19 protein-coding genes are annotated in these 18305 nt (G+C 66.0%); 16 read left to right on the top strand and 3 right to left on the bottom strand.

Annotated elements, in window-relative coordinates:
• The first annotated feature begins 84 nt into the window (after positions 1–84).
• Together ACLQ62_RS05405 and ACLQ62_RS05400 are read left to right on the top strand one after the other, a co-directional pair.
• Positions 85–1368 (top strand): serine hydrolase domain-containing protein, encoded by a 1284-nt coding sequence (locus ACLQ62_RS05405; protein WP_411720644.1) that lies wholly within the window; start codon positions 85–87, stop codon positions 1366–1368.
• Between the two features lie 111 nt (positions 1369–1479).
• Complete coding sequence (locus tag ACLQ62_RS05400; RefSeq protein WP_411720643.1) at positions 1480–1998, top strand: DinB family protein; 519 nt, start codon at positions 1480–1482, stop codon at positions 1996–1998.
• An 86-nt stretch (positions 1999–2084) separates the two neighbouring features.
• Here the strand turns inward: ACLQ62_RS05400 and ACLQ62_RS05395 are convergent, their stop codons facing one another.
• Complete coding sequence (locus ACLQ62_RS05395; RefSeq protein ID WP_411720642.1) at positions 2085–2921, bottom strand: SDR family NAD(P)-dependent oxidoreductase; 837 nt, start codon at positions 2919–2921, stop codon at positions 2085–2087.
• 178 nt (positions 2922–3099) lie between these two features.
• Here ACLQ62_RS05395 and ACLQ62_RS05390 point away from each other — a divergent pair, with 178 nt between their 5' ends.
• Genes ACLQ62_RS05390 through ACLQ62_RS05380 form a run of 3 tightly spaced genes read left to right on the top strand, consistent with a single transcriptional unit; the run spans position 3100 to position 4828 of the window.
• On the top strand, positions 3100–3567 hold the full coding sequence (locus ACLQ62_RS05390) for a DUF4383 domain-containing protein (protein ID WP_411720641.1): 468 nt from the start codon (positions 3100–3102) through the stop codon (positions 3565–3567).
• Entirely contained in the window at positions 3568–4050 is a 483-nt protein-coding gene (locus tag ACLQ62_RS05385; RefSeq protein ID WP_411720640.1) for a DUF2243 domain-containing protein, read from the top strand.
• Positions 4043–4828: a cytochrome c oxidase assembly protein gene (locus ACLQ62_RS05380; protein WP_411720639.1), complete on the top strand. Its 786-nt coding sequence runs from the start codon at positions 4043–4045 to the stop codon at positions 4826–4828. Before ACLQ62_RS05385 ends, ACLQ62_RS05380 begins: the two co-directional genes overlap by 8 nt.
• On the opposite strand, the gene ACLQ62_RS05375 is transcribed toward ACLQ62_RS05380, so the two are convergent.
• Together ACLQ62_RS05375 and ACLQ62_RS05370 are read right to left on the bottom strand one after the other, a co-directional pair.
• Positions 4817–5470, bottom strand: a complete 654-nt coding sequence (locus ACLQ62_RS05375; protein ID WP_411720638.1) for a hypothetical protein — start codon at positions 5468–5470, stop codon at positions 4817–4819. The two genes, ACLQ62_RS05380 and ACLQ62_RS05375, sit on opposite strands and share 12 nt — an antisense overlap.
• A gap of 43 nt (positions 5471–5513) precedes the next feature.
• Positions 5514–6023 (bottom strand): universal stress protein, encoded by a 510-nt coding sequence (locus ACLQ62_RS05370; RefSeq protein WP_411720637.1) that lies wholly within the window; start codon positions 6021–6023, stop codon positions 5514–5516.
• A 213-nt stretch (positions 6024–6236) separates the two neighbouring features.
• On the opposite strand from ACLQ62_RS05370, the gene ACLQ62_RS05365 reads away from it, so the two are divergent.
• The 11 genes from ACLQ62_RS05365 to ACLQ62_RS05315 all read left to right on the top strand — a co-directional run bounded on the left by ACLQ62_RS05365 (position 6237) and on the right by ACLQ62_RS05315 (position 18213).
• On the top strand, positions 6237–6983 hold the full coding sequence (locus ACLQ62_RS05365; RefSeq protein ID WP_411720636.1) for an HAD family hydrolase: 747 nt from the start codon (positions 6237–6239) through the stop codon (positions 6981–6983).
• Positions 6980–9433, top strand: a complete 2454-nt coding sequence (locus ACLQ62_RS05360; RefSeq protein ID WP_411720635.1) for a glycoside hydrolase family 65 protein — start codon at positions 6980–6982, stop codon at positions 9431–9433. The genes ACLQ62_RS05365 and ACLQ62_RS05360 overlap by 4 nt, the downstream gene beginning before the upstream one ends.
• A 108-nt stretch (positions 9434–9541) precedes the next feature.
• Positions 9542–10267 carry a 3-oxoacid CoA-transferase subunit A gene (locus ACLQ62_RS05355; RefSeq protein ID WP_411720634.1) on the top strand — a complete coding sequence of 242 codons (726 nt, stop codon included), beginning with the start codon at positions 9542–9544 and terminating at the stop codon, positions 10265–10267.
• Complete coding sequence (locus ACLQ62_RS05350) at positions 10264–10944, top strand: 3-oxoacid CoA-transferase subunit B (protein ID WP_411720633.1); 681 nt, start codon at positions 10264–10266, stop codon at positions 10942–10944. Before ACLQ62_RS05355 ends, ACLQ62_RS05350 begins: the two co-directional genes overlap by 4 nt.
• Positions 10941–12113 carry a thiolase family protein gene (locus ACLQ62_RS05345; protein ID WP_411720632.1) on the top strand — a complete coding sequence of 391 codons (1173 nt, stop codon included), beginning with the start codon at positions 10941–10943 and terminating at the stop codon, positions 12111–12113. Before ACLQ62_RS05350 ends, ACLQ62_RS05345 begins: the two co-directional genes overlap by 4 nt.
• A 10-nt stretch (positions 12114–12123) precedes the next feature.
• Positions 12124–12900 carry an IclR family transcriptional regulator C-terminal domain-containing protein gene (locus tag ACLQ62_RS05340; protein WP_411720631.1) on the top strand — a complete coding sequence of 259 codons (777 nt, stop codon included), beginning with the start codon at positions 12124–12126 and terminating at the stop codon, positions 12898–12900.
• A gap of 171 nt (positions 12901–13071) precedes the next feature.
• Positions 13072–14763 (top strand): MFS transporter, encoded by a 1692-nt coding sequence (locus tag ACLQ62_RS05335; RefSeq protein ID WP_411720630.1) that lies wholly within the window; start codon positions 13072–13074, stop codon positions 14761–14763.
• Between the two features lie 69 nt (positions 14764–14832).
• Complete coding sequence (locus ACLQ62_RS05330; protein WP_411720629.1) at positions 14833–15420, top strand: TetR/AcrR family transcriptional regulator; 588 nt, start codon at positions 14833–14835, stop codon at positions 15418–15420.
• A gap of 179 nt (positions 15421–15599) precedes the next feature.
• The gene (locus ACLQ62_RS05325) at positions 15600–16655 is read left to right on the top strand and encodes an NAD(P)-dependent alcohol dehydrogenase (RefSeq protein ID WP_411720628.1); all 1056 of its coding nucleotides are present in this window, start codon (positions 15600–15602) and stop codon (positions 16653–16655) included.
• A 97-nt stretch (positions 16656–16752) separates the two neighbouring features.
• Positions 16753–16962, top strand: a complete 210-nt coding sequence (locus ACLQ62_RS05320) for a three-helix bundle dimerization domain-containing protein (protein ID WP_411720627.1) — start codon at positions 16753–16755, stop codon at positions 16960–16962.
• Positions 16963–17142: 180 nt separating this feature from the next.
• Positions 17143–18213, top strand: coding sequence for a sugar ABC transporter substrate-binding protein (locus ACLQ62_RS05315; RefSeq protein WP_411720626.1), 1071 nt, complete (start codon positions 17143–17145; stop codon positions 18211–18213).
• Positions 18214–18305 lie beyond the last annotated feature (92 nt).

Here is an 18305-nt window from a genome sequence, read left to right as displayed (position 1 = left end):
CAGTTCGCGACATCCGGCGGATCGGCGGCTGAGCGGCGCAGGCCTCGATTAGACTCCCCCCTTGTAGGGTCAGCGGGGTTACGGATGAAAAACAGCGTCAATCGAAGCAGGAGAGTCGGTCTGCTGACCCTCGCCGTCGGCATGGTGGTGAGCCTCACGGCGTGCTCCGCTGCAACAGCAGTCTCGCCGGTGACTTTGCGCGAGCAGCCGACCGAGTCTCTTCCGGCGGCATCCGTGGCGGCACTCGACGCAGCGCTCGCCGAGGCGATGCCGCTCGCCGCGGCGCCCGGCGCCATCGCTGGGGTGTGGGCACCCTGGTCGGGGCAATGGGTGTCAGCCCAGGGAACCACAGCCCCCGGCGGCACCGAGAAGATGTCGACCGACATGCGGTTCCGAATCGGTGACAACACACAACCGATGACCTGCGATGTGCTCTACGGCCTCGTTTCCGAGGGCGCCGTTGCGCTCGACGATGAAGTGTCCGGGTACCTGCCCTCCATGCAGGGGATCGAGAACATCACTCTTGGTCAGCTCTGCCACGGCACCTCGGGGCTCGGCGACTTCGGCAAGACACTCGGCCAGCTCTTCGCAGGCAACCCGGCTCGGCAGTGGTCCACGTTCGAACTGATCTCGGACGGTGTGGCCAATCCGCGCACCGGACGCCCGGGCGAAGCGTACGCGCACTCCGACACCAACTACGCGTTGCTCGGCCTCGCGCTCGAGAAAGCCACCGGCAGCAACTGGAAAGCGCTGTACGAGAGGTATGTCTTCGATCCGCTCAACATGGCCGATTCGCTGTTCCCCGATCCGTCCACCCTCGAGATCGCAGATCCCTTCGTTCCCGGGTGGGAATACCTGAGAGCAGCAGGCGGTACGCTCGCGTGCGATGCGCCGAAGGATGAGACTCTGCTGTCCACCTCGCTCGCCTTCACCGCGGGCGGCGTCGTGTCGTCCCTGGCAGACATGCAGCGCTACGCGCAGTCCTTCGCAACGGGCGCGCTGCTCAGCGACGAGCTTCGGGAGAAGGCGTGGGAGACCGTGCCGCTCAATGTGGATGCCCCGGCGTGGCAGTCGTTCGGGCCTGGCGGTGTGCAGATGGGCCCGATGCGCGGCCAGGCCGGCTACATCCCCGGTCACATCTCGGCGATGCTCTCCGACCCGGAAACCGGGCTCACCGTCGTCGTCCTGCTGAACAACTCGACGGCTGGATCGGGGTTCGCGCAGACACTCGCCATGAAACTTGCGGCCATCGCGGCGAAGGCGCAGCCGGCCGAGGGGGAGAAGCTTCCGCTCGTCGGTCTGCCCTGGTCAGAGGAGCAGATGACCGAGAGGCTCGCGGCGTCCGCCGTCTGCCAGCCTCAGGGCTGACGCGCGTAGTCATCCACTTCGGACCGGATCACCCGGCACGCCGGGTGTTTCCGACCGGAACGCATGATCCGGCGCTGGCCCTGGGCGGCTGGCGTGTTCTACCGTGAAGCCATGACGATTGAACCAGATACGAAGAACTGGACCTGGGTCCTCGAACGGCCGTGCCCCGAGTGCGGGTTCGACGCCGAAGCCGTCTCTCTCCGAGACCTGCCCGCCCTGCTTCGCGACAACATCGAATCCTGGCCTGCCGTTCTGGAACGCCCGGATGTCGCGGTTCGGCCCGACGACTCGACCTGGTCACCCCTGGAGTACGCGGCGCATGTGCGTGACGTCTTCCGGGTGTTCTCTGGCCGGCTCAACCTGATGCTGGCTGAGCACAACCCGGAGTTCGAGAACTGGGACCAGGATGCCGCGGCGATCGCCGCCCGGTACGGGGAGCAGACCCCGGCCCAGGTCCGGGACGAGCTGGTGGAGGCTGGCACCGCGCTCGCCGACGCCTTCGAGCGTGTGCCCGTCGAAGCGGCATCCCGCCCCGCCCGGCGAACCGACGGCTCCCATTTCACCGTCGAGACGCTCGGCCGCTACCTCCTGCACGACGTCGTCCACCACCGCTGGGATGTCGCCGGCTGAGGTCAGTCCAGTCAACCGTTCCGGACCGGGCCGACATGCCGGATGTATCCGACCGGAACAGATGACCGGACGCGACGCACGGCCACTCAGCGCGGCACGACCGGCAGACCGACGAGCTCCGCGCTCCTGTCCCACAGCCGTGCGGCCAATGCCGGGTCGTAGGCCTGCGGGTTCGCGCGGGCGATACGCCGTTTGTCGTAGTACGCGCCGGACACCCAGTCGACGCCTGGAACCGTGGTGGCAAGCCAGACGAGTGTGTCGGCTCCCTGCTCGGGGGAGATCAGGAAGGCACTGAAGGCGCTGCGGTAGATCACGCGCATGATGCTCGTCGACCCCGTGCCGAAACTCGTGGCGACGATGCCCGGGTGAAACGCGGCCGTCGAGATCCCGCGGTCAAAAAACCGGGAATGCAGCTCGGTCGTGAAAAGGATGTTCGCGAGTTTCGCGTTGCCGTATGCACGGTTCTCGGAGTACCCCTTCTCAGCGTTGAGATCGTCGACGTCGAACCGGGCGAACCTTGCATTGGCGACACTCGAGGTGTTGACGACAGTCGCCCCACACGTCGCCAGGCGCTCGATCAGCAGGTTCGTCAGGAGGAACGGCGCCAGATGATTCACCTGCAGCGTTTGCTCATTCCCGTCCTCGGTGATCGTGCGGGCACCGAGGATGCCGCCGGCATTGTTGGCGAGGACGTCGATCCGCGGGTAGCGCTCCAGCAGGTCGGCGGCGAGCTTTCGTACGTCGTCAAGACGGGCGAAATCGGCCAGCAGGTAGTCCGCTCCGATCGACTCCGCAACGCTGCGTGTCTTCTCCGGCGAGCGGCCGACGAGCACGACCCGATCGCCTCGCGCCCGCAGGATCCGAGCGGCGACCGCCCCGATCCCGTCGCTGGCCCCGGTGAGAATCACGGTTCGCTGAGTCATGCTGACCTTTCCGTCGGACCCTGAGCATAAACCGAATCGCGAGTGATTCTGGGCGGAAGCGCTCCGAGTCAGGTTGTCAAGGGCTCAAAATTGGGGCTGACTGGGAATATCTTGGCTTCTGCGAAGGGGATAGCACTCTCCGCGGGTTGGTCCTCATTCAAATAAGGAGCACAGCATCATGACATCTCGACCTGTAAACGCAGAGACGACGCGAGCCCGTCGCACGCCCGTGCAACTGGCCGCTCTCGTTTTCGGAATCGTCTTCATCCTCGTCGGGATCCTGGGGTTCATCCCTGGCATCACGGCGAACTATGGCGACCTGCTTTTCGCCGGCAGCGGCTCAGGAGCCCTCCTGCTCGGTGTCTTCCAGGTTTCGATCCTCCACAACATCGTCCACCTGCTCTTCGGGGTCGCCGGTGTTGCGCTCGCACGGACCGTCTCAGGGGCTCGGAACTACCTCATCTGGGGCGGCGTGATTTATTTCGTCCTGTGGATCTACGGCCTCTTTGTCGCCGGAGGTGACACGCCGGCGAACTTCGTTCCTCTCAACAACGCAGACAACTGGCTGCACCTCGTGCTCGCGATCGCGATGGTAGCCCTCGGGCTGCTGCTCGGTCGCCGGGAAACGACGACAACACGCCGCTGAATGAGCGGTCCGACCGGTTCCGGGCAGAACCTCTGGTCAGGGGTTCTGCTCGGGGTCGGCTTTGCCGCGTTCGTCGACGAAGTGGTGTTCCATCAGATTCTCCACTGGCACCACTTCTATGATCGATCGACGCCGGCTGCCGGGCTGGTGTCCGACGGCATCTTCCATGCGTTCAGCTGGTTCGCGACGGTGGCCGCCCTGTTCCTGTTCGCCGATCTGCGCCGGGCGGGGCGTCTGGACTGGACCCGCTGGGCGGGTGGCATCCTGCTCGGCGCCGGCCTGTTCCAGCTGTACGACGGAACGGTGCAGCACAAACTCCTCGGCCTTCACCAGATCCGGTACGACGTCGATCTGCTCGGGTACGACCTCATCTGGAACGTTCTCGCCCTCCTCCTGATTGCGACGGGCGCCGTGCTCGTTCTCAGAGCGCGCCGGGTTGCAGCACGTCGCGTCTCCGTGCAGCCCGAGGTCGGCCGTGCATAACCACGGCGGCGGAATCTCCCTGGTCGAGGTCTTCAGCTTCGGCCTCCTCGTGGCGATCGCGTGTTATGTTTTCGCCGCACTGCGGTCAGGCGCACGCGGTCGCTGGCCGAGGCATCGCATTCTCCTGTGGATCGCCGGATGCCTGGTCACGGCGTTGAGCGTTCAGGCGGTGATCGCGAACCATGACGATTTCGCCATGCACGCCCTCGCGCACGTCGGACTCGGCATGCTGGCGCCGGTGCTGCTGATGCTCTCAGCCCCGGTCACCCTCGCGCTGCGTTCGCTGAGCGCCGTCCCTGCCCGGCGGCTCGCCCGATTGCTGAGGAGCCGCCCGGTTCGGTTCCTCACCCATCCGATTCCCGCCGCCGTACTCAACGTCGGCGGACTCTGGCTGCTCTATGCGGGCGGACTCTACCCGAGCATCCACACCAACGGGCTCCTTTTCGTGGTGGTGCACGTGCACGTCTTCGTGACCGGCTACCTCTTTTCGGCGTCCATCGCAGGAGTGGACCCGAACCCGCACCGAGCGCGCTTCCCCACCCGCGCGATCGTCCTCTGCGCTGTCATGGCTAGTCACAGCATCCTGTCGAAATACTTGTACGCTAACCCTCCGGCCGATACCTCGGCAGCCTCCGCTGAGGCCGGGAGCATGATCATGTACTACGGCGGAGACGCCGTCTCGGTCGTCCTCGTCGTACTGCTGTGCGCGGGCTGGTATCGCGAGGTCGGTCGCAAACGTCGCCATTTAGTCGCCGCGCGCCAGGCTTCACCCGCCTGAGGGGTCGCCGCTTTCCCTCCCGACACCGGGCAGCAGGGAGGCAAGGTCCTCCTCGAGCAGCTGCCGAAGGCGTTCCGGGCGGTTGAGCTCATAATCAGGTTCATCGGCGACGGACGACATCCGCGTGCGGAGACGTGATACGACGTTGTCGCCGATGTCATTCCAGGCGTCGGTTCTGGCCTGCTCGGCGACCGCCGCGACGAAAGCGTCGTCGTGCCGCGACGACTCGAGCGAATCCGCGAGCGCGGCGTACAGCAGATGCCGGCGTTCGAGAGTTCCCGTGTCGACGCGGTGGTAGTCGTGGGCGTGATCTGCGATTCCCGCCGAGCGGCCAGCAACCGCCTTGAGCGACTCGGCACCGTGCGCATTCGCCCGTTGTTCTTCGGCCGCGCGCCGGAGCTCTTCGTCGACGATCCGTGCGGCGACCGTATCGTCGAATGCTTCGTTCTCCCGGAGCGCCCGCACGATGAGCCGGTTCCGTACCGCGAGGGTGACGCCGTGCCTCGCGATGAGAAGTCCCTCTTCGAGTGCCTGCTCGAAGGGCGCGAGCGGCTGAGGGTCCGGCCGATAGGGAGCCGGGGCAGGGGGCCGCCTGAGCAGCCTGGAAAGCCACGACCTGCCGGGGCTCACGTTGCTCGTCACACCGCCAGCGTAGGCCATCCGGGCGACCGGGGGAGGACGGACATCAGTGGCTGGCTGCGCTCTTCTCGGCGTCCAGGCGGACCTGGTCCTTGTTGTGCACGATGAGCACCGGGCAGGTCGCGTGCGCCACGCAGGCCGAGCTCACCGAGCCGAGAAGCAGCCCGGCGAAGCCGCCGTGCCCACGCGAACCGAGCACGAGCATTTCTGCTCCGGCGCTGTGACGAATAAGCGCCCTGGTGGGAGTGCCCTTGAGCATCGACATCGTGAACCGCGCCGGGCGATCGGAACCGAATGCCGCCTCCGCGGTGTCCTGCAGCAGCTTTTCGATGTCCTTTTCGGGCGTCCACCCCGACTGGGACTGATAGAAGTCGTACATGGAATGACTCTGCTGCCAGACCGCAACCGCCTCGAGGGGTGCTCCGAGGGCGTCGGCCAGGCGGCGCCCTTCACGGAGAGCCTTGACCGAAGACTCGGACCCGTCGATGCCGACGACGATCCGAGGGGAGTCCGAGTCGCCGGTGCCTGCCGTGTTGCCAACCGCGTTGTCCGTCATGGTGCCAGTATGCCCCTGGGCGTGGGGCCGAGGGAACCGGTGCCGGCAGGTAGCGCCCGTCCTCCTTCTTCGACGTCGGTGGACAATCCGGCCCAGGCCCTGTTGTCAACTCCGGTGGGAGCCGCCGCGGTTTCAAGCGGTTCGTCGTAGAGTCAGCGGTAACGAATCGTCTGCTTCATCGACTTCTCGGGAGTCCTTCTGAACCTACACAACGTGGTCCTGTCCAGCCTCGACGACTATCGCGCCGTGCTTTTCGACCTGGACGGCGTCCTGACGCCGACGGCCGATCTCCATCGCCATGCCTGGCAGACGATGTTCACCGAAGTGTTCGCCGAACAAGGCGTCGCCGATTCCTACACCGACGACGACTACTTCGAGCACCTCGACGGCAAACGCCGATACGACGGGGTCGCCAGCATCCTGGCTTCGAGAGGTATCCGGCTGCCATGGGGCTCACCTGATGACCCGCCCACCGCAGACACGGTGAGCGGCATCGGCAACCGGAAGAACAACTACTTCTCCCGCGCGCTGGAGGAGCGAGGCATCCGCCCGTATCCCGGTTCCCTCGACCTCGTGGAGCGACTCGACGCGAAACGGATGCCAATGGGCGTCGTGTCGAGTTCGAAGAACGCCAGGTGGGTACTCGCTGCGGCCGGTTTGATCGACCGGTTTCCGGTGATCGTCGACGGTGTCGTCGCTGCGCAGGAATCCTTGGCGAGCAAGCCGGCGCCGGACATGTTCCTGTACGCGGCACACGCGATAGGTGCCGAACCAGCGGAGACCGTCGTCTTCGAGGATGCGATCTCGGGCGTTGCTGCGGCTCGCGCCGGCGGATTCGGACTCGTCCTCGGCGTCGACCGCGGCGCGGGCGAGCAGGCGCTTCGCGACGCCGGTGCCGACGACGTTCTCGATGACCTCGCTGTCCTCGCCGACCGACCCAGCCGAGGTGAGAACCGATGATCGACCGAGACCGATTCCCCGTCGACCCGTGGCGCCTGATCGAGACCGAGTACAGTTCCGGCGACCTCGGCGTCACCGAGTCGTTGTTCGCGGTGGGCAACGGATTCCTCGGCATGCGCGCGAACAACGCGGAGGGGCGCACCGCCCACGAGCACGGCACCTACGTGAACGGTCTTCACGAAACCTGGAAGATCCGCCACGCCGAGCAGGCATACGGTTTCGCCGAGGTGGGCCAGACGATGGTCAACGCCCCGGACAGCAAGGTCATGCGTCTCTATGTCGATGACGAACCGCTGTCGGTCGGCGAAGCGGACCTGCTCAGCTACGAGCGATCGCTCGATTTCCGCGATGGGGTCCTTCGTCGCGAATTGCTCTGGCTGACACCGTCGGGCAAGCGGGTCCAGGTTTCGGCGACACGGATGGTGTCATTCCCCGAGCGCCATTTGGCGGTGATGACGCTCGAGGTCACGGTGCTCGATGCGGATGCCCCGTTGACGATCTCCTGCCAGCTGCTCAACCGCCAGGACGGCGAAGACGAGTACAACGGAACAGCAGCCACAAGGGAAGAGCTGAACGATCCCCGCACCGGAGGGCGCGTGTCAGATCGGGTATTCGTTCCGCGGGAACACTGGCAGAACGGCGACCGGAGCGTCCTGAGCTACCAGGTCGCGAACTCCGGGATGACCCTCGCGGTCGCCGCCGATCACCTGATCGAGACGCCCAATGACTTCAGCGTCGAACACTACATCGACGGTGACATCTCCAAGTACGTGTACGCCGTCGACGCGCGCCAGGGTGACCCCGTTCGGATCACGAAAATTGTCAGCTACCACAGTGCAGGCATCACTCCCACGCGCGAACTGATCGACCGGTGCGAGCGCACGCTCGATCGCATACGCGCAACGGGTGTCGCAGCCCAGTACGCGAAGCAACGCGAATGGCTCGCCGACTTCTGGGCCCGCTCCGATGTCGAAATTCCGGGGCATGACGACCTCCAGCAAGCAGTCCGCTGGAACCTGTTCCAGCTCGCGCAGGCGTCTGCGAGGGCCGACGGCCTCGGTGTTCCAGCCAAGGGGGTAACGGGGAACGGCTACAACGGGCATTACTTCTGGGACACAGAAATCTACGTGATCCCATTCCTCGCCTATACGAGCCCCCTGTGGGCACGAAATGCGCTGCGGGTCCGCGAACACATGCTTCCTGCTGCGCGGCAGCGCGCCAGGAAACTCAACGAAGCCGGGGCCCTCTTCCCGTGGCGGACGATCAACGGTGAAGAGGCATCCGCGCACTATGCGGCCGGAACCGCCCAGTATCACATCAACGCCGACGTGACCTATGCGCTGGCGAAGTTCGTCGACGCCACGGGCGACATGGACTTTCTCGGCAATGGGGCGATCGACATCGCGGTGGAAACCGCCCGCATGTGGCTGACTCTCGGTTTCTGGCGCTGGAACGGTGATGAGCGCTTCGAGATCCACGGGGTCACCGGACCCGACGAATACACGACCGTTGTGAACAACAACCTCTTCACCAACGTCATGGCACGGTTCAATCTGCGATACGCCGCCCAGGCTCTGCGGGATTTGGCCCGCGAGAGGCCCGAAGACTATGCCCGCACCGTTCACCGGCTCGACCTTCGCGACTCAGAGGTGGAGGACTGGGAACGTGCTGCCGCGGCGATGACCATCCCATACTCGGAAACGCTGCACATTCATCCGCAGGATTCGCAGTTCCTCGAGCGTGAAGTCTGGGACCTCGAGGCGACCCCGGCAGAACAAAAGCCGCTCATGCTGCACTTCCACCCCCTCGTGATCTACCGGTTCCAGGTTCTCAAGCAGGCAGACGTTGTGCTGGCCCTCTTCCTCCAGGGCGACCAATTCACCTTCGACGAGAAACTCGCCGACTTCGACTACTACGACCCGCTCACGACCAGCGACTCCAGCCTGTCGAAGATCGTGCAATCGATCATCGCCGCCGAGATCGGATATCAGGACCTTGCGCTCGCCTATTTCCGCGACACGGTCTTCGTTGACCTGGCCGACCTGCACATGAACACAGCGGACGGGGTCCACGTCGCATCGGCGGGCGGCGTGTGGAACGCGCTCGTCTCAGGGTTCGGTGGGATGCGCGACCATGACGGCGCCCTGACATTCGATCCGCGTCTACCCCGGGACTGGCCAGAGCTGCGGTACCGGCTGACCTGGCGGGGGACCCGGATTCTTGTGAGCCTGACGACGGAGTCCATGCGTGTCTCCATCCTTGACGGGGACGAGCCCGTCTCGTTCCTCGTGCGTGGGGAACCGTTCGAGGTCGCACCGGGGGCTGACACGGAGATCCCGCTCTCAGGGCAGGGCCCGATCCGAACCCGGCCTCCCCAGAGGCCGCGCCCGTCCCGGCGCGAGGACGGAAGTCTCATGGAGCCCACTACGGCCCAGCGCGCCGACGACTGACCGCGCCTTCGCACATCTCGTTCCGGTCCCGGTCCTACCGTCGACCGGTGATGTCGGCTACTGTTGTCATGATGTGAACGTTTGTTCGCTAGATGAACGGATTGCGACATGATCTCCAAGGTGACGGAAAGCATCGACGAGGCGGTGTCGGGTATACCCGACGGCGCCGTGGTGATGATCGGAGGATTCGGCCGCGCGGGCCAACCGGTCGAGCTGATCGATGCGCTCCTGGCTCAGGGCGCCACCGACCTCACGGTCATCAACAACAACGCGGGCAACGGCGACACCGGACTGGCCGCCCTGCTGGCCGCGCGCCGCGTCCGCAAAATCATCTGCTCCTTCCCCCGGCAGAGCGACTCCCACGTCTTCGATGCGCTCTATCGTGCCGGGGACATCGAACTCGAGCTCGTGCCGCAGGGCAACCTTGCCGAGCGTATCCGCGCCGCAGGTGCCGGTATCGGGGCCTTCTTCACGCCGACAGGGTTCGGTACCGCCCTGGCGGATGGGAAGGAAACGCGCGAGATCGCCGGCCGCCAGTACGTTCTCGAGCACGCGCTTCACGCCGACATCGCGCTCGTCAGCGCGTTCCGGGCCGATCGGTGGGGCAACCTCGTCTACCGCAAGACCGCTCGGAACTTCGGCCCGATCATGGCAGCAGCGGCCACAACGACGATCGTCCAGGTCGACGAGATCGTCGAGCTTGGCGTACTCGACCCCGAGTCGGTGGTCACCCCCGGCCTCTACGTGAATCGAGTGATCGCCGTCGGTGAACGGGCGTGGTTGCGCGACGGCGAATTCATCGGAAGCGGTTCGATCGAAGGAGCAGCGTCATGACCACGACGATCAGCCGCGACGAACTCGCCGCCCGCGTCGCCCGCGACATCCCCGAGGGTGCGGTGATGAACCTCGGCATCGGAGCACCGACGCGAGTGGCGAACTTCCTGCCAGCGGGTCTCGAAGTCATCCTGCACACGGAGAACGGCATGCTCGGCATGGGCCCGGAGCCGGCCGCAGGCCAGATCGACCCCGACCTCATCAACGCCGGGAAGCAACCGGTGACGGAGTTGCCCGGCACGGCCTACTTCCACCACGCCGACTCATTCGGCATGATGCGTGGCGGCCACCTCGACGTCTGTGTGCTCGGTGCGTTCCAGGTTTCAGAGCGCGGCGACCTCGCCAATTGGTCGACCGGCGCGCCGGATTCCATTCCCGCGGTCGGCGGGGCGATGGACCTCGCCTTCGGTGCTCGCCGGGTCTACGTCATGACCGACCTCCTCACCCGTTCTGGCCAGTCGAAGCTTGTGCGCGAATGCAGTTATCCGCTGACCGGCGTTGGCTGCGTCACCCGGATCTACACCGACCACGCAATCTTCGACGTCACCCCGACCGGCCTCGCCGTGATCGAGCTGTTCGGCGACAACACGATCTCGGAGTTGGCGGCGCTCACCGGCCTCGACCTCGACGACGCCACCACCATCCCGGCGGATGCCGACGACAAGGAGCTCGCATGACCGGCAGTTTCATCTACGACGCGATCCGCACGCCTTTCGGGCGCTACGGCAAGGGACTCGCCGGGATCCGCCCGGACGACCTCGCCGGACACACACTTTCGGCGCTCCTCGCCCGCCACCCAGACCTCGACCCCGCCCGCGTCGACGAGGTCCTTCTCGGCGACGCCAACCAGGCCGGTGAAGACAACAGGAACGTGGCGCGGATGGCGGCTCTTCTTGCCGGACTCCCGACCTCGGTACCCGGCGCGACGGTGAACAGGCTCTGCGGATCCAGCGTGGAGAGCGTTATTCAGGCCAGCCGCGCCGTCGAAACCGGTGACGCCGACCTCGTGATCGCCGGTGGCGTCGAGTCGATGAGTCGCGCACCCTGGGTGATGCTCAAGCCGTCGAAGGGCTACCCGGCCGGACACGACACGCTGCACTCGTCGACCCTCGGTTGGCGCATGGTCAACCCGCGGATGCCCGAGCAGTGGACCGTCTCGCTTGGGGAGACTGCTGAGCTGCTCGCCGAGCGGTACTCCATCAGCCGGGAGGAGCAGGACGCTTTCGCCGTCCGCAGCCACCGGGCTGCAGCATCCGCCTGGTCCGCCGGCTCCTATGACGCCGAAATCGTGCAGGTGCCCGGCGCCGGGCTCGTGCGCGATGAGGGCATCCGCGACGACACCTCCGTCGAGTCGCTCGCGTCGCTCAAGCCCGCATTCCGGGAGGCCGGGTCGGTCACCGCCGGCAACTCGTCGCCGTTGAGCGATGGAGCGTCGATGCTCGTGGTCGGCGGCGAGAACGCTCCGCTGAACGCGGAACCGCTCGCGCGGATCATCGGTCGCGGGGTGAGCGGCAACGACCCGGATACCTTCGGGATCGCTCCGGTCGAGGCTGCCAATCGTGCGCTTGCCCGGGCGGGCAAGACCTGGGCAGACGTCGATGTGGTCGAGCTGAACGAGGCATTCGCCTCGCAAAGCCTCGCCTGCCTGCGGCTGTGGCCGGACCTCGACCCGGAGAAGGTCAACATCCACGGCGGTGCGATTGCCATCGGGCATCCTCTCGGCGCATCGGGCGGTCGCATCATCGGCCACCTCGCGCAGGAGCTCAAGCGCCGCGGAGGCGGTGTCGGGGTCGCCGCGATCTGCATCGGAGTGGGGCAGGGCCTGGCCGTCGTGCTCGAACGATAGCGTTGGGTGCATGAGCGAGGATCCGGAGCCGAGCGGACAGTACGTCCAGTCCCTCGCGCGCGGGCTCAGCGTGATCCGTGCGTTCGGGCGTGACCGACCGAGCATGACGCTCAGTGACATCGCCGACGTCACCGGGTTGACCCGTGCGACCGCCAGGCGCTTTCTGCTCACCCTGCTCGAGCTCGGCTACGTCCGCGCCGACGGGCGACTGTTCGCGCTGACCCCGCGAGTCCTCGAACTGGGTTTCTCCTACCTCTCCGGCCTCGCGCTGCCCGAGATCGTTGCGCCTCACCTGGACCAGCTGTCGCGCAGGCTCAACGAATCCGCTTCAGCATCCGTGCTCGATGATGGCGATATCGTCTACATCGCCCGGGTGCCCGCACGGCGGATCATGACGGTGTCCATCACCGTCGGCACCCGGTTCCCTGCTCATGCCACCTCGATGGGCCGGGTGCTGCTCGCCGGCCTCGACGAGGGCGACCTCGAGCGCTACCTGGAGACGATCGGCCGGGAAACCCTGACCGCGAAAACGGTGACGGATGCCGCTGCGCTCCGGGAAACTCTCGAGAAGGTTCGCCGACAGGGCTGGGCGCTCGTCGACCAGGAGCTCGAGCGGGGCCTCCGATCCATCGCTGCACCCCTCCACGGCGCCGACGGCCGGGTGGTGGCGGCGATCAACGTGTCTACCTCCACGTCGACGGCCAGCCTCGAGCGCATCTCGGAGGACTACCGTCCCGCCGTTCTGCAGACCGCTGCCGAAATCAGCCGGGCACTGGCTCACCTTTAGGGTTCGAGCGGGTCGCGAAGGTGGGCCCTCGCGCACCACGCCGGCGTAACGTTATGAAGGTTTACTTGACAGTCTGTATGCATGTGTGACACGGTGTCTCACACGAGCACCTCGCGCCCGATCGCGGCTCGTCAGCAGAACCTGAAGGTCTCAATAACAACGGAGTTACGCGTGAGCCACGAACACCCGACCCCTGCGACGAAACCGCCGCGCCCGACCCCGCCGTCCGTTCCCGCACTGCGGGTCCGCGGAACGCTGGCCGTCGCCTCCATCGCCGTGATGATCGCGCAGATCGCCAACGCGCTGCCCGGCTCACTCAACGGCGTCTTCCAGCAGACGTTCGACACAGTCGGTTCGCAATTGACCTGGATCACGGCTGCTTTCATGATTCCCGTCGTCGTCTTCGAGCTCACTTTCGGCGTGCTCGGCGACACGTTCGGTCACCGCAAACTCGTCGTGGGAGGCTCCCTTCTGGTTCTCGTCGGCTCGGCGATATGCGCCATCGCGCCGCAGGTGGAGGTCATGTGGCTCGGCTCGGCCATCAACGGCCTCGGCGCCGGCGCCATCTTCCCGGCCTCCCTCGCGCTGGTCGCGGCAGTGACTCACAACCCGCGCGACCGCGCGAGGGGCATCGCGCTCTGGGCGGGATTCCTCTCCGCCGGCGCCGCGATCTCACCGCTCCTCGGTGGGGTGGCCGCCGGCTTAGGCTCCTGGCGGGGGGCGTACTGGGTGGTTGCCGCGCTCGGCGTCGCAACAATCTTCCTCAGCCTCTGGCTCGCCGTCGAGTACCGGTCGCCGCAGAGCCGCAAGCTGGACCCGTGGGGCCAGGTGACCTTTGCCGCCGGCCTCATCCTCGTGCTGTTCGGCCTTGTGCAGGGCCCAGAGGAGGGCTGGCTGTCAACGAACGTGGTTTTCGCCTCCGTCGCCGGCATCCTCCTGCTGATCGCGTTCGTGGTCATCGAGCTTCGCACCGAGTCTCCGCTGCTCGAGTTGAGCCTCTTCAGGAACCGCGCGTTCACGGTGTCGTCGATCGTCGCCGTTGTCGGCATGTTCGCCTTCCTTGGCGCGTGCTTCGCGACCAGCATGTGGCTCGGCCCGGTGCAGCACCAGAACCCGGTCTACCTCGGACTGCTCTTCCTGCTGCTCCAGGGGCCGGCGTTCGTGCTGATCCCGGTGATCTCCCGATTGCTCGCGATCGTCGCCGCGCGGTGGCTCCTGACCGCCGGCCTTGTTCTTATGGGCTCCGGGGCGCTGCTCGCCTCGAACCTCGACGTCTCGAATTTCAGCGTCGTCCCGTTCATCGCGCCGACGCTTTTGATCGGCGTCGGCTTTGCCCTGACCCTCAGCCCGATGACAGCGATCGCACTGAACACGGTGCCGCGTCAGCTCACCGGGATGGCCAGCGCGACAACCAACCTGCTGCGCGACCTCGGCTTCGTTCTGGGTCCGGTGCTTGTTGGAGCGATTGCGCTGAGCAGCGCGGGCAACCAGCTCGTCGGCGCGCTGCAGACAGCCAGCCTGCCCGCAGATGAGAAAGGCGCGGCGCTCGGGATCGCCCTGGGTGGCGGTCCGATCGCTCTGAACAGCATTCCGGAAGGTGCACCGGGCGCCGCAGCGCACGATCTCGCGCTGCAGGCCCTGGGCAGCGGATTCTCCCTCGCCTTCCTGGTCTGTGCGCTCGCCGCCTTCGCCGCAGCGCTGCTCACCCTCTTCGGGCTTCGCGGAGTGCGGGACGACCGGGGCTCGACCGTCGCATACGCCGACGAAGATCCAGAGGCGGCCGACTCTCCTGGCGGGCACTCGGGGGCGAAGCATCCTGCAGCCCTGTCCGGCGCGCGGGACCTCAGAGAAGATCGGGTCTGAACGATGCCAACCGGTTCACCGTCGCAGCGGCTTCCCGCTCGTGATCGTGCCCCTCGGTAGACTGACGCCGTGGCCAGTCTCCGAGCAGCTCAGAAGCAGATGACCCGACAGCTCCTCCTCGACCGGGGGCTCGAGCTGTTCGAGGCGAAGGGGTATGCGGCGACGACGGTCGACGACATCGCCGCGGCGGCAGGCACGACGCGTGCGACCTTTTACCTGCACTTCCCGTCGAAAGCCGAACTCATGCGCTCCCTCGTGGAGACCACGAACGACCTGCTCACCCGGCCAGACGTACCTCCTCTGCCGGACGTCGTCCGGTCGGGTGATCGTGAGCAGATTCGGACCTGGCTCGGCCGGAAGTTCGACCAGTGGTCAGTGATCCGCCCGTACGTGGTGGCCGCGCATCAGGCGGCGGCATCCGAACCTGACATCCAGGCGAGCCTCGACCAGTGGTTCGAGAGTGCGATCGGTGACATCGTCGACGGATTGAACTCGGCCGACCGGTTCGACCCGGCGTCTCGCCGCATCCGCGGTGCTCTCGCATTCGGCCAGCTCGAGTTCTACTCGAGGCGATGGTTCCAGTTCGGATGGATCGACGACCGAGACTTATCTCTCACAGTCATGACCGATTCGTGGTGCTCGCTCCTCACCGAATAGCGTCAGCGGGCTTCAGGCTGGAGTGTCGGCGTTCAGGTCGAGAAGCCCCGGCGTGGCGCTGAAGAGATCCGTGACAGGATTACACCGTACACCTTACTCTGACGGGATAGGTGTACGTCGTACACCAGTCGGGTCGCTGGCGCTGCAGCCACGTCTCTCTTCGCCACCAGGAGCACATCATGAGATCCTCATTCCTTCGGCCATCCACCCGCACTGGAACCGACACCGGCACGATGTCGGCCGCCGTTCATCGTCGCTTCGGCCCGCCCGAGGTGGTCCGGATCGAGGAGGTCACGAGGCCCGCGCCTCGGCCGGACGAGATTCTGGTTCGGGTTCTGGCCAGCACCCTGAGTATTGCCGACCATCGAGCGCGCGATCGCATCGTCCCCGGGGGGCTGTTGCTTCTGGCAGCGTTCGGGCTCGGGTTCTTCCGACCCCGCCACCGCGTCCTGGGGATGGACGCTGCCGGCGTCGTCGAATCCGTCGGCGCGAACGTCACTCGGTTCCGACCGGGCGACGAGGTCATCGCGATGCTCGGAGGAGCGTTCGGCGGGCACAGCGAGTACGTCTGCGTGAATCAAAACGCCGCTGTCACAACGAAGCCCGCGAACCTCAGCGCCGAGGGGGCTGTCGCTCTCGTCTTCGGTGGCGTCACTGCGCACAGCTTTCTGAACCTCGCGTCCCTCCAGGAGGGAACCACCGTCCTCATCAACGGCGCCTCCGGTGCCGTCGGTTCGGCAGCGGTGCAACTCGCGAAACATGCCGGCGCCCATGTCACTGCCGTCTGTAGCTCTGCCAATGCCGACCTGGTCTCCTCGCTCGGAGCCGACCGGGTGATCGACTACACCACCACGGATTTCGCCGACGACGGGAGCACCTGGGATGTGATCGTCGATTGTGCTGGCACGGCCTCGTTCGAGCGCGCCGGCCACCTGGTCAACCCTGGGGGCTCACTCCTTCTCGTGATCACCGACCTCACCGGTCTGCTCGGTGCTCGGCGGCACAGTCGGAGAAGTGGGAAGCGCGTCATCACGAGCGCGCAGTATCGGTCCGAGGACCTGGCGTTCCTGGTGAAGCTCGCGGAATCCGGCATCTTCCGCCCGGTTCTGGACCGTACATACGACCTCGCCGACATCGTGGACGCCCACCGTTACGTGGATCGAGGAGGCAAACGGGGCAACGTCGTCGTGCGTGTCGCTGCTGCCGGCACTGCCTCGGAAGAACCCCGCCTATGACCGCCGCGCCGCTCTGCCTCCTGCGCGGCGGCGGAGGAGATTTGACGGCGCTCGGAACGGGGTAAATACTCGAACCGTGCCGAAAAATACTCACAAGGTGACCAAAACCGTCGACGATGAAGAGACCATCCAACATGTCGCGGATGCTCTCGCAGCCAAGTACCCGGACATGGCCCGGGTCGAACTCGAAGCAATTGTTCGTGAAGAGTTCGGCGAGATTGCCGGGCGCCCTGTTCGCGACTACCTTTCGATCCTCACCGAGCGCGCCGCTCGCAAGCGCATCAAGAAATCGATCGCTGCCGCGTAGCCGTTCGAGGACCGCGGCTCTCCTCTCGTGGAGCGCGTAGCCCCTGAGCGAAGAAATCGCAGCCGCAGCGTTATGGAAACGGGATTGCTCGAAACGTGAGGCTCAGTCATCATTGTTGAGCCGCCGCCAATGAGGGCGGGGTACCACGAGGGGTCTACCTCACCTCAGAAGGGGAGAGCCATGAAGCCTTCTTCCTCAATCCCCGCGGTCGCAATCGCCGGGATTTCGGCACTGCTCCTGGTCGGCTGCGCGGGCGGCGGCGGCGGCGGTGGAAACGGCGGCGGCGGCAACGGCGCCGAAGCGACGCGAGCCTGTGTGATTCTTCCAGACGCAGCCTCATCGCCGCGCTGGGAGAACAACGACCGGCCTTACCTCCAGAAAGGACTCGAGGACGCCGGCTTCGAGACCGACGTCCAGAACGCCCAGGCCGACGTGAACAAGTACGCCACCATCGCCGACCAGCAGCTCACCAAGGGTTGCGGTGTGATGCTCCTCGTCGATTACAACGGCGCAGGCGCCGCTGTGGCCGAGAAGGCAAAGGCCGAGGGCATCCCCGTCATCGCCTACGACCGTCCCATCGAGGGTGCCGACTACTACGTGTCATTCGACAACGTCGAAGTCGGGCGGCTCGAAGGCCAATCGGTCGTTGACGGCCTCGCCGCAGCAGGCAAGGACCCGGCGAGCGCCGTGGTCGTCTACATCGGCGGTGACCCCGCCGACGGCAACGCCAAAATGTTTCACGACGGCGCGGTTGAAGTCATGGAAGCCGCGGGTATCAAACCGGCTGCCGAACCCCCGGGGGTCTGGGACGGCGACAAGTCCGCGACCAACTTCGAACAGGCCCTGACCTCGCTCGGCGGCAAAGTCGACGCAGTGTGGGCGGCGAACGACACGAACGCGGCCGGCGTGATCACGGTCCTCGACAAGAACGGTCTCACCGTGCCGGTGTCCGGCCAGGACGCCTCCATCGCCGGACTGCAGAACGTCCTTCTCGGCAAGCAGACCGCCACGGTCTACAAGCCGATCAAGCTCGAGGCTGACGCCGCGGTCGAGACCGCTGTGGCCCTCCTGAACGGCGAGACCCCCACCGCCGATCAGGAGCTCGCTGACGGGACGCCGTACATCGCGGTGACCCCGGTCCTCGTCGGTCCCGAAGAGGACCAGTCCGTGGTCGACGCCGGCGACGCCGACGCCGCCGAGCTCTGCGCAGGCGAAGTCGCCGCAGCGTGCGAGACCTACGGAGTCGGATAACCAACCGATTCGGGGCCTCGGGCTGTGCCGAACCGGTGCAGCCCGGGGCCCCAAATCATCTCGCGTGCTCGGCTCGCGCGTGCCACTCTGAG

The organism is Mycetocola sp. (assembly GCF_046716805.1).
GTDB lineage: Bacteria > Actinomycetota > Actinomycetes > Actinomycetales > Microbacteriaceae > Mycetocola_A.
This window is presented reverse-complemented; position numbering and strand designations above follow the sequence as displayed.

Excerpts from the sequence above, each read along its gene's own strand:
- ACLQ62_RS05355 (WP_411720634.1), top strand. The coding sequence starts at position 9,542 with ATGATCTCCAAGGTGACGGAAAGCATCGACGAGGCGGTGTCGGGTATA.
- ACLQ62_RS05325 (WP_411720628.1), top strand. The coding sequence starts at position 15,600 with ATGAGATCCTCATTCCTTCGGCCATCCACCCGCACTGGAACCGACACC.
- ACLQ62_RS05385 (WP_411720640.1), top strand. The coding sequence starts at position 3,568 with ATGAGCGGTCCGACCGGTTCCGGGCAGAACCTCTGGTCAGGGGTTCTG.
- ACLQ62_RS05400 (WP_411720643.1), top strand. The coding sequence starts at position 1,480 with ATGACGATTGAACCAGATACGAAGAACTGGACCTGGGTCCTCGAACGG.
- ACLQ62_RS05390 (WP_411720641.1), top strand. The coding sequence starts at position 3,100 with ATGACATCTCGACCTGTAAACGCAGAGACGACGCGAGCCCGTCGCACG.
- ACLQ62_RS05395 (WP_411720642.1), bottom strand. The coding sequence starts at position 2,921 with ATGACTCAGCGAACCGTGATTCTCACCGGGGCCAGCGACGGGATCGGG.
- ACLQ62_RS05315 (WP_411720626.1), top strand. The coding sequence starts at position 17,143 with ATGAAGCCTTCTTCCTCAATCCCCGCGGTCGCAATCGCCGGGATTTCG.
- ACLQ62_RS05340 (WP_411720631.1), top strand. The coding sequence starts at position 12,124 with ATGAGCGAGGATCCGGAGCCGAGCGGACAGTACGTCCAGTCCCTCGCG.
- ACLQ62_RS05345 (WP_411720632.1), top strand. The coding sequence starts at position 10,941 with ATGACCGGCAGTTTCATCTACGACGCGATCCGCACGCCTTTCGGGCGC.
- ACLQ62_RS05405 (WP_411720644.1), top strand. The coding sequence starts at position 85 with ATGAAAAACAGCGTCAATCGAAGCAGGAGAGTCGGTCTGCTGACCCTC.
- ACLQ62_RS05360 (WP_411720635.1), top strand. The coding sequence starts at position 6,980 with ATGATCGACCGAGACCGATTCCCCGTCGACCCGTGGCGCCTGATCGAG.
- ACLQ62_RS05350 (WP_411720633.1), top strand. The coding sequence starts at position 10,264 with ATGACCACGACGATCAGCCGCGACGAACTCGCCGCCCGCGTCGCCCGC.
- ACLQ62_RS05370 (WP_411720637.1), bottom strand. The coding sequence starts at position 6,023 with ATGACGGACAACGCGGTTGGCAACACGGCAGGCACCGGCGACTCGGAC.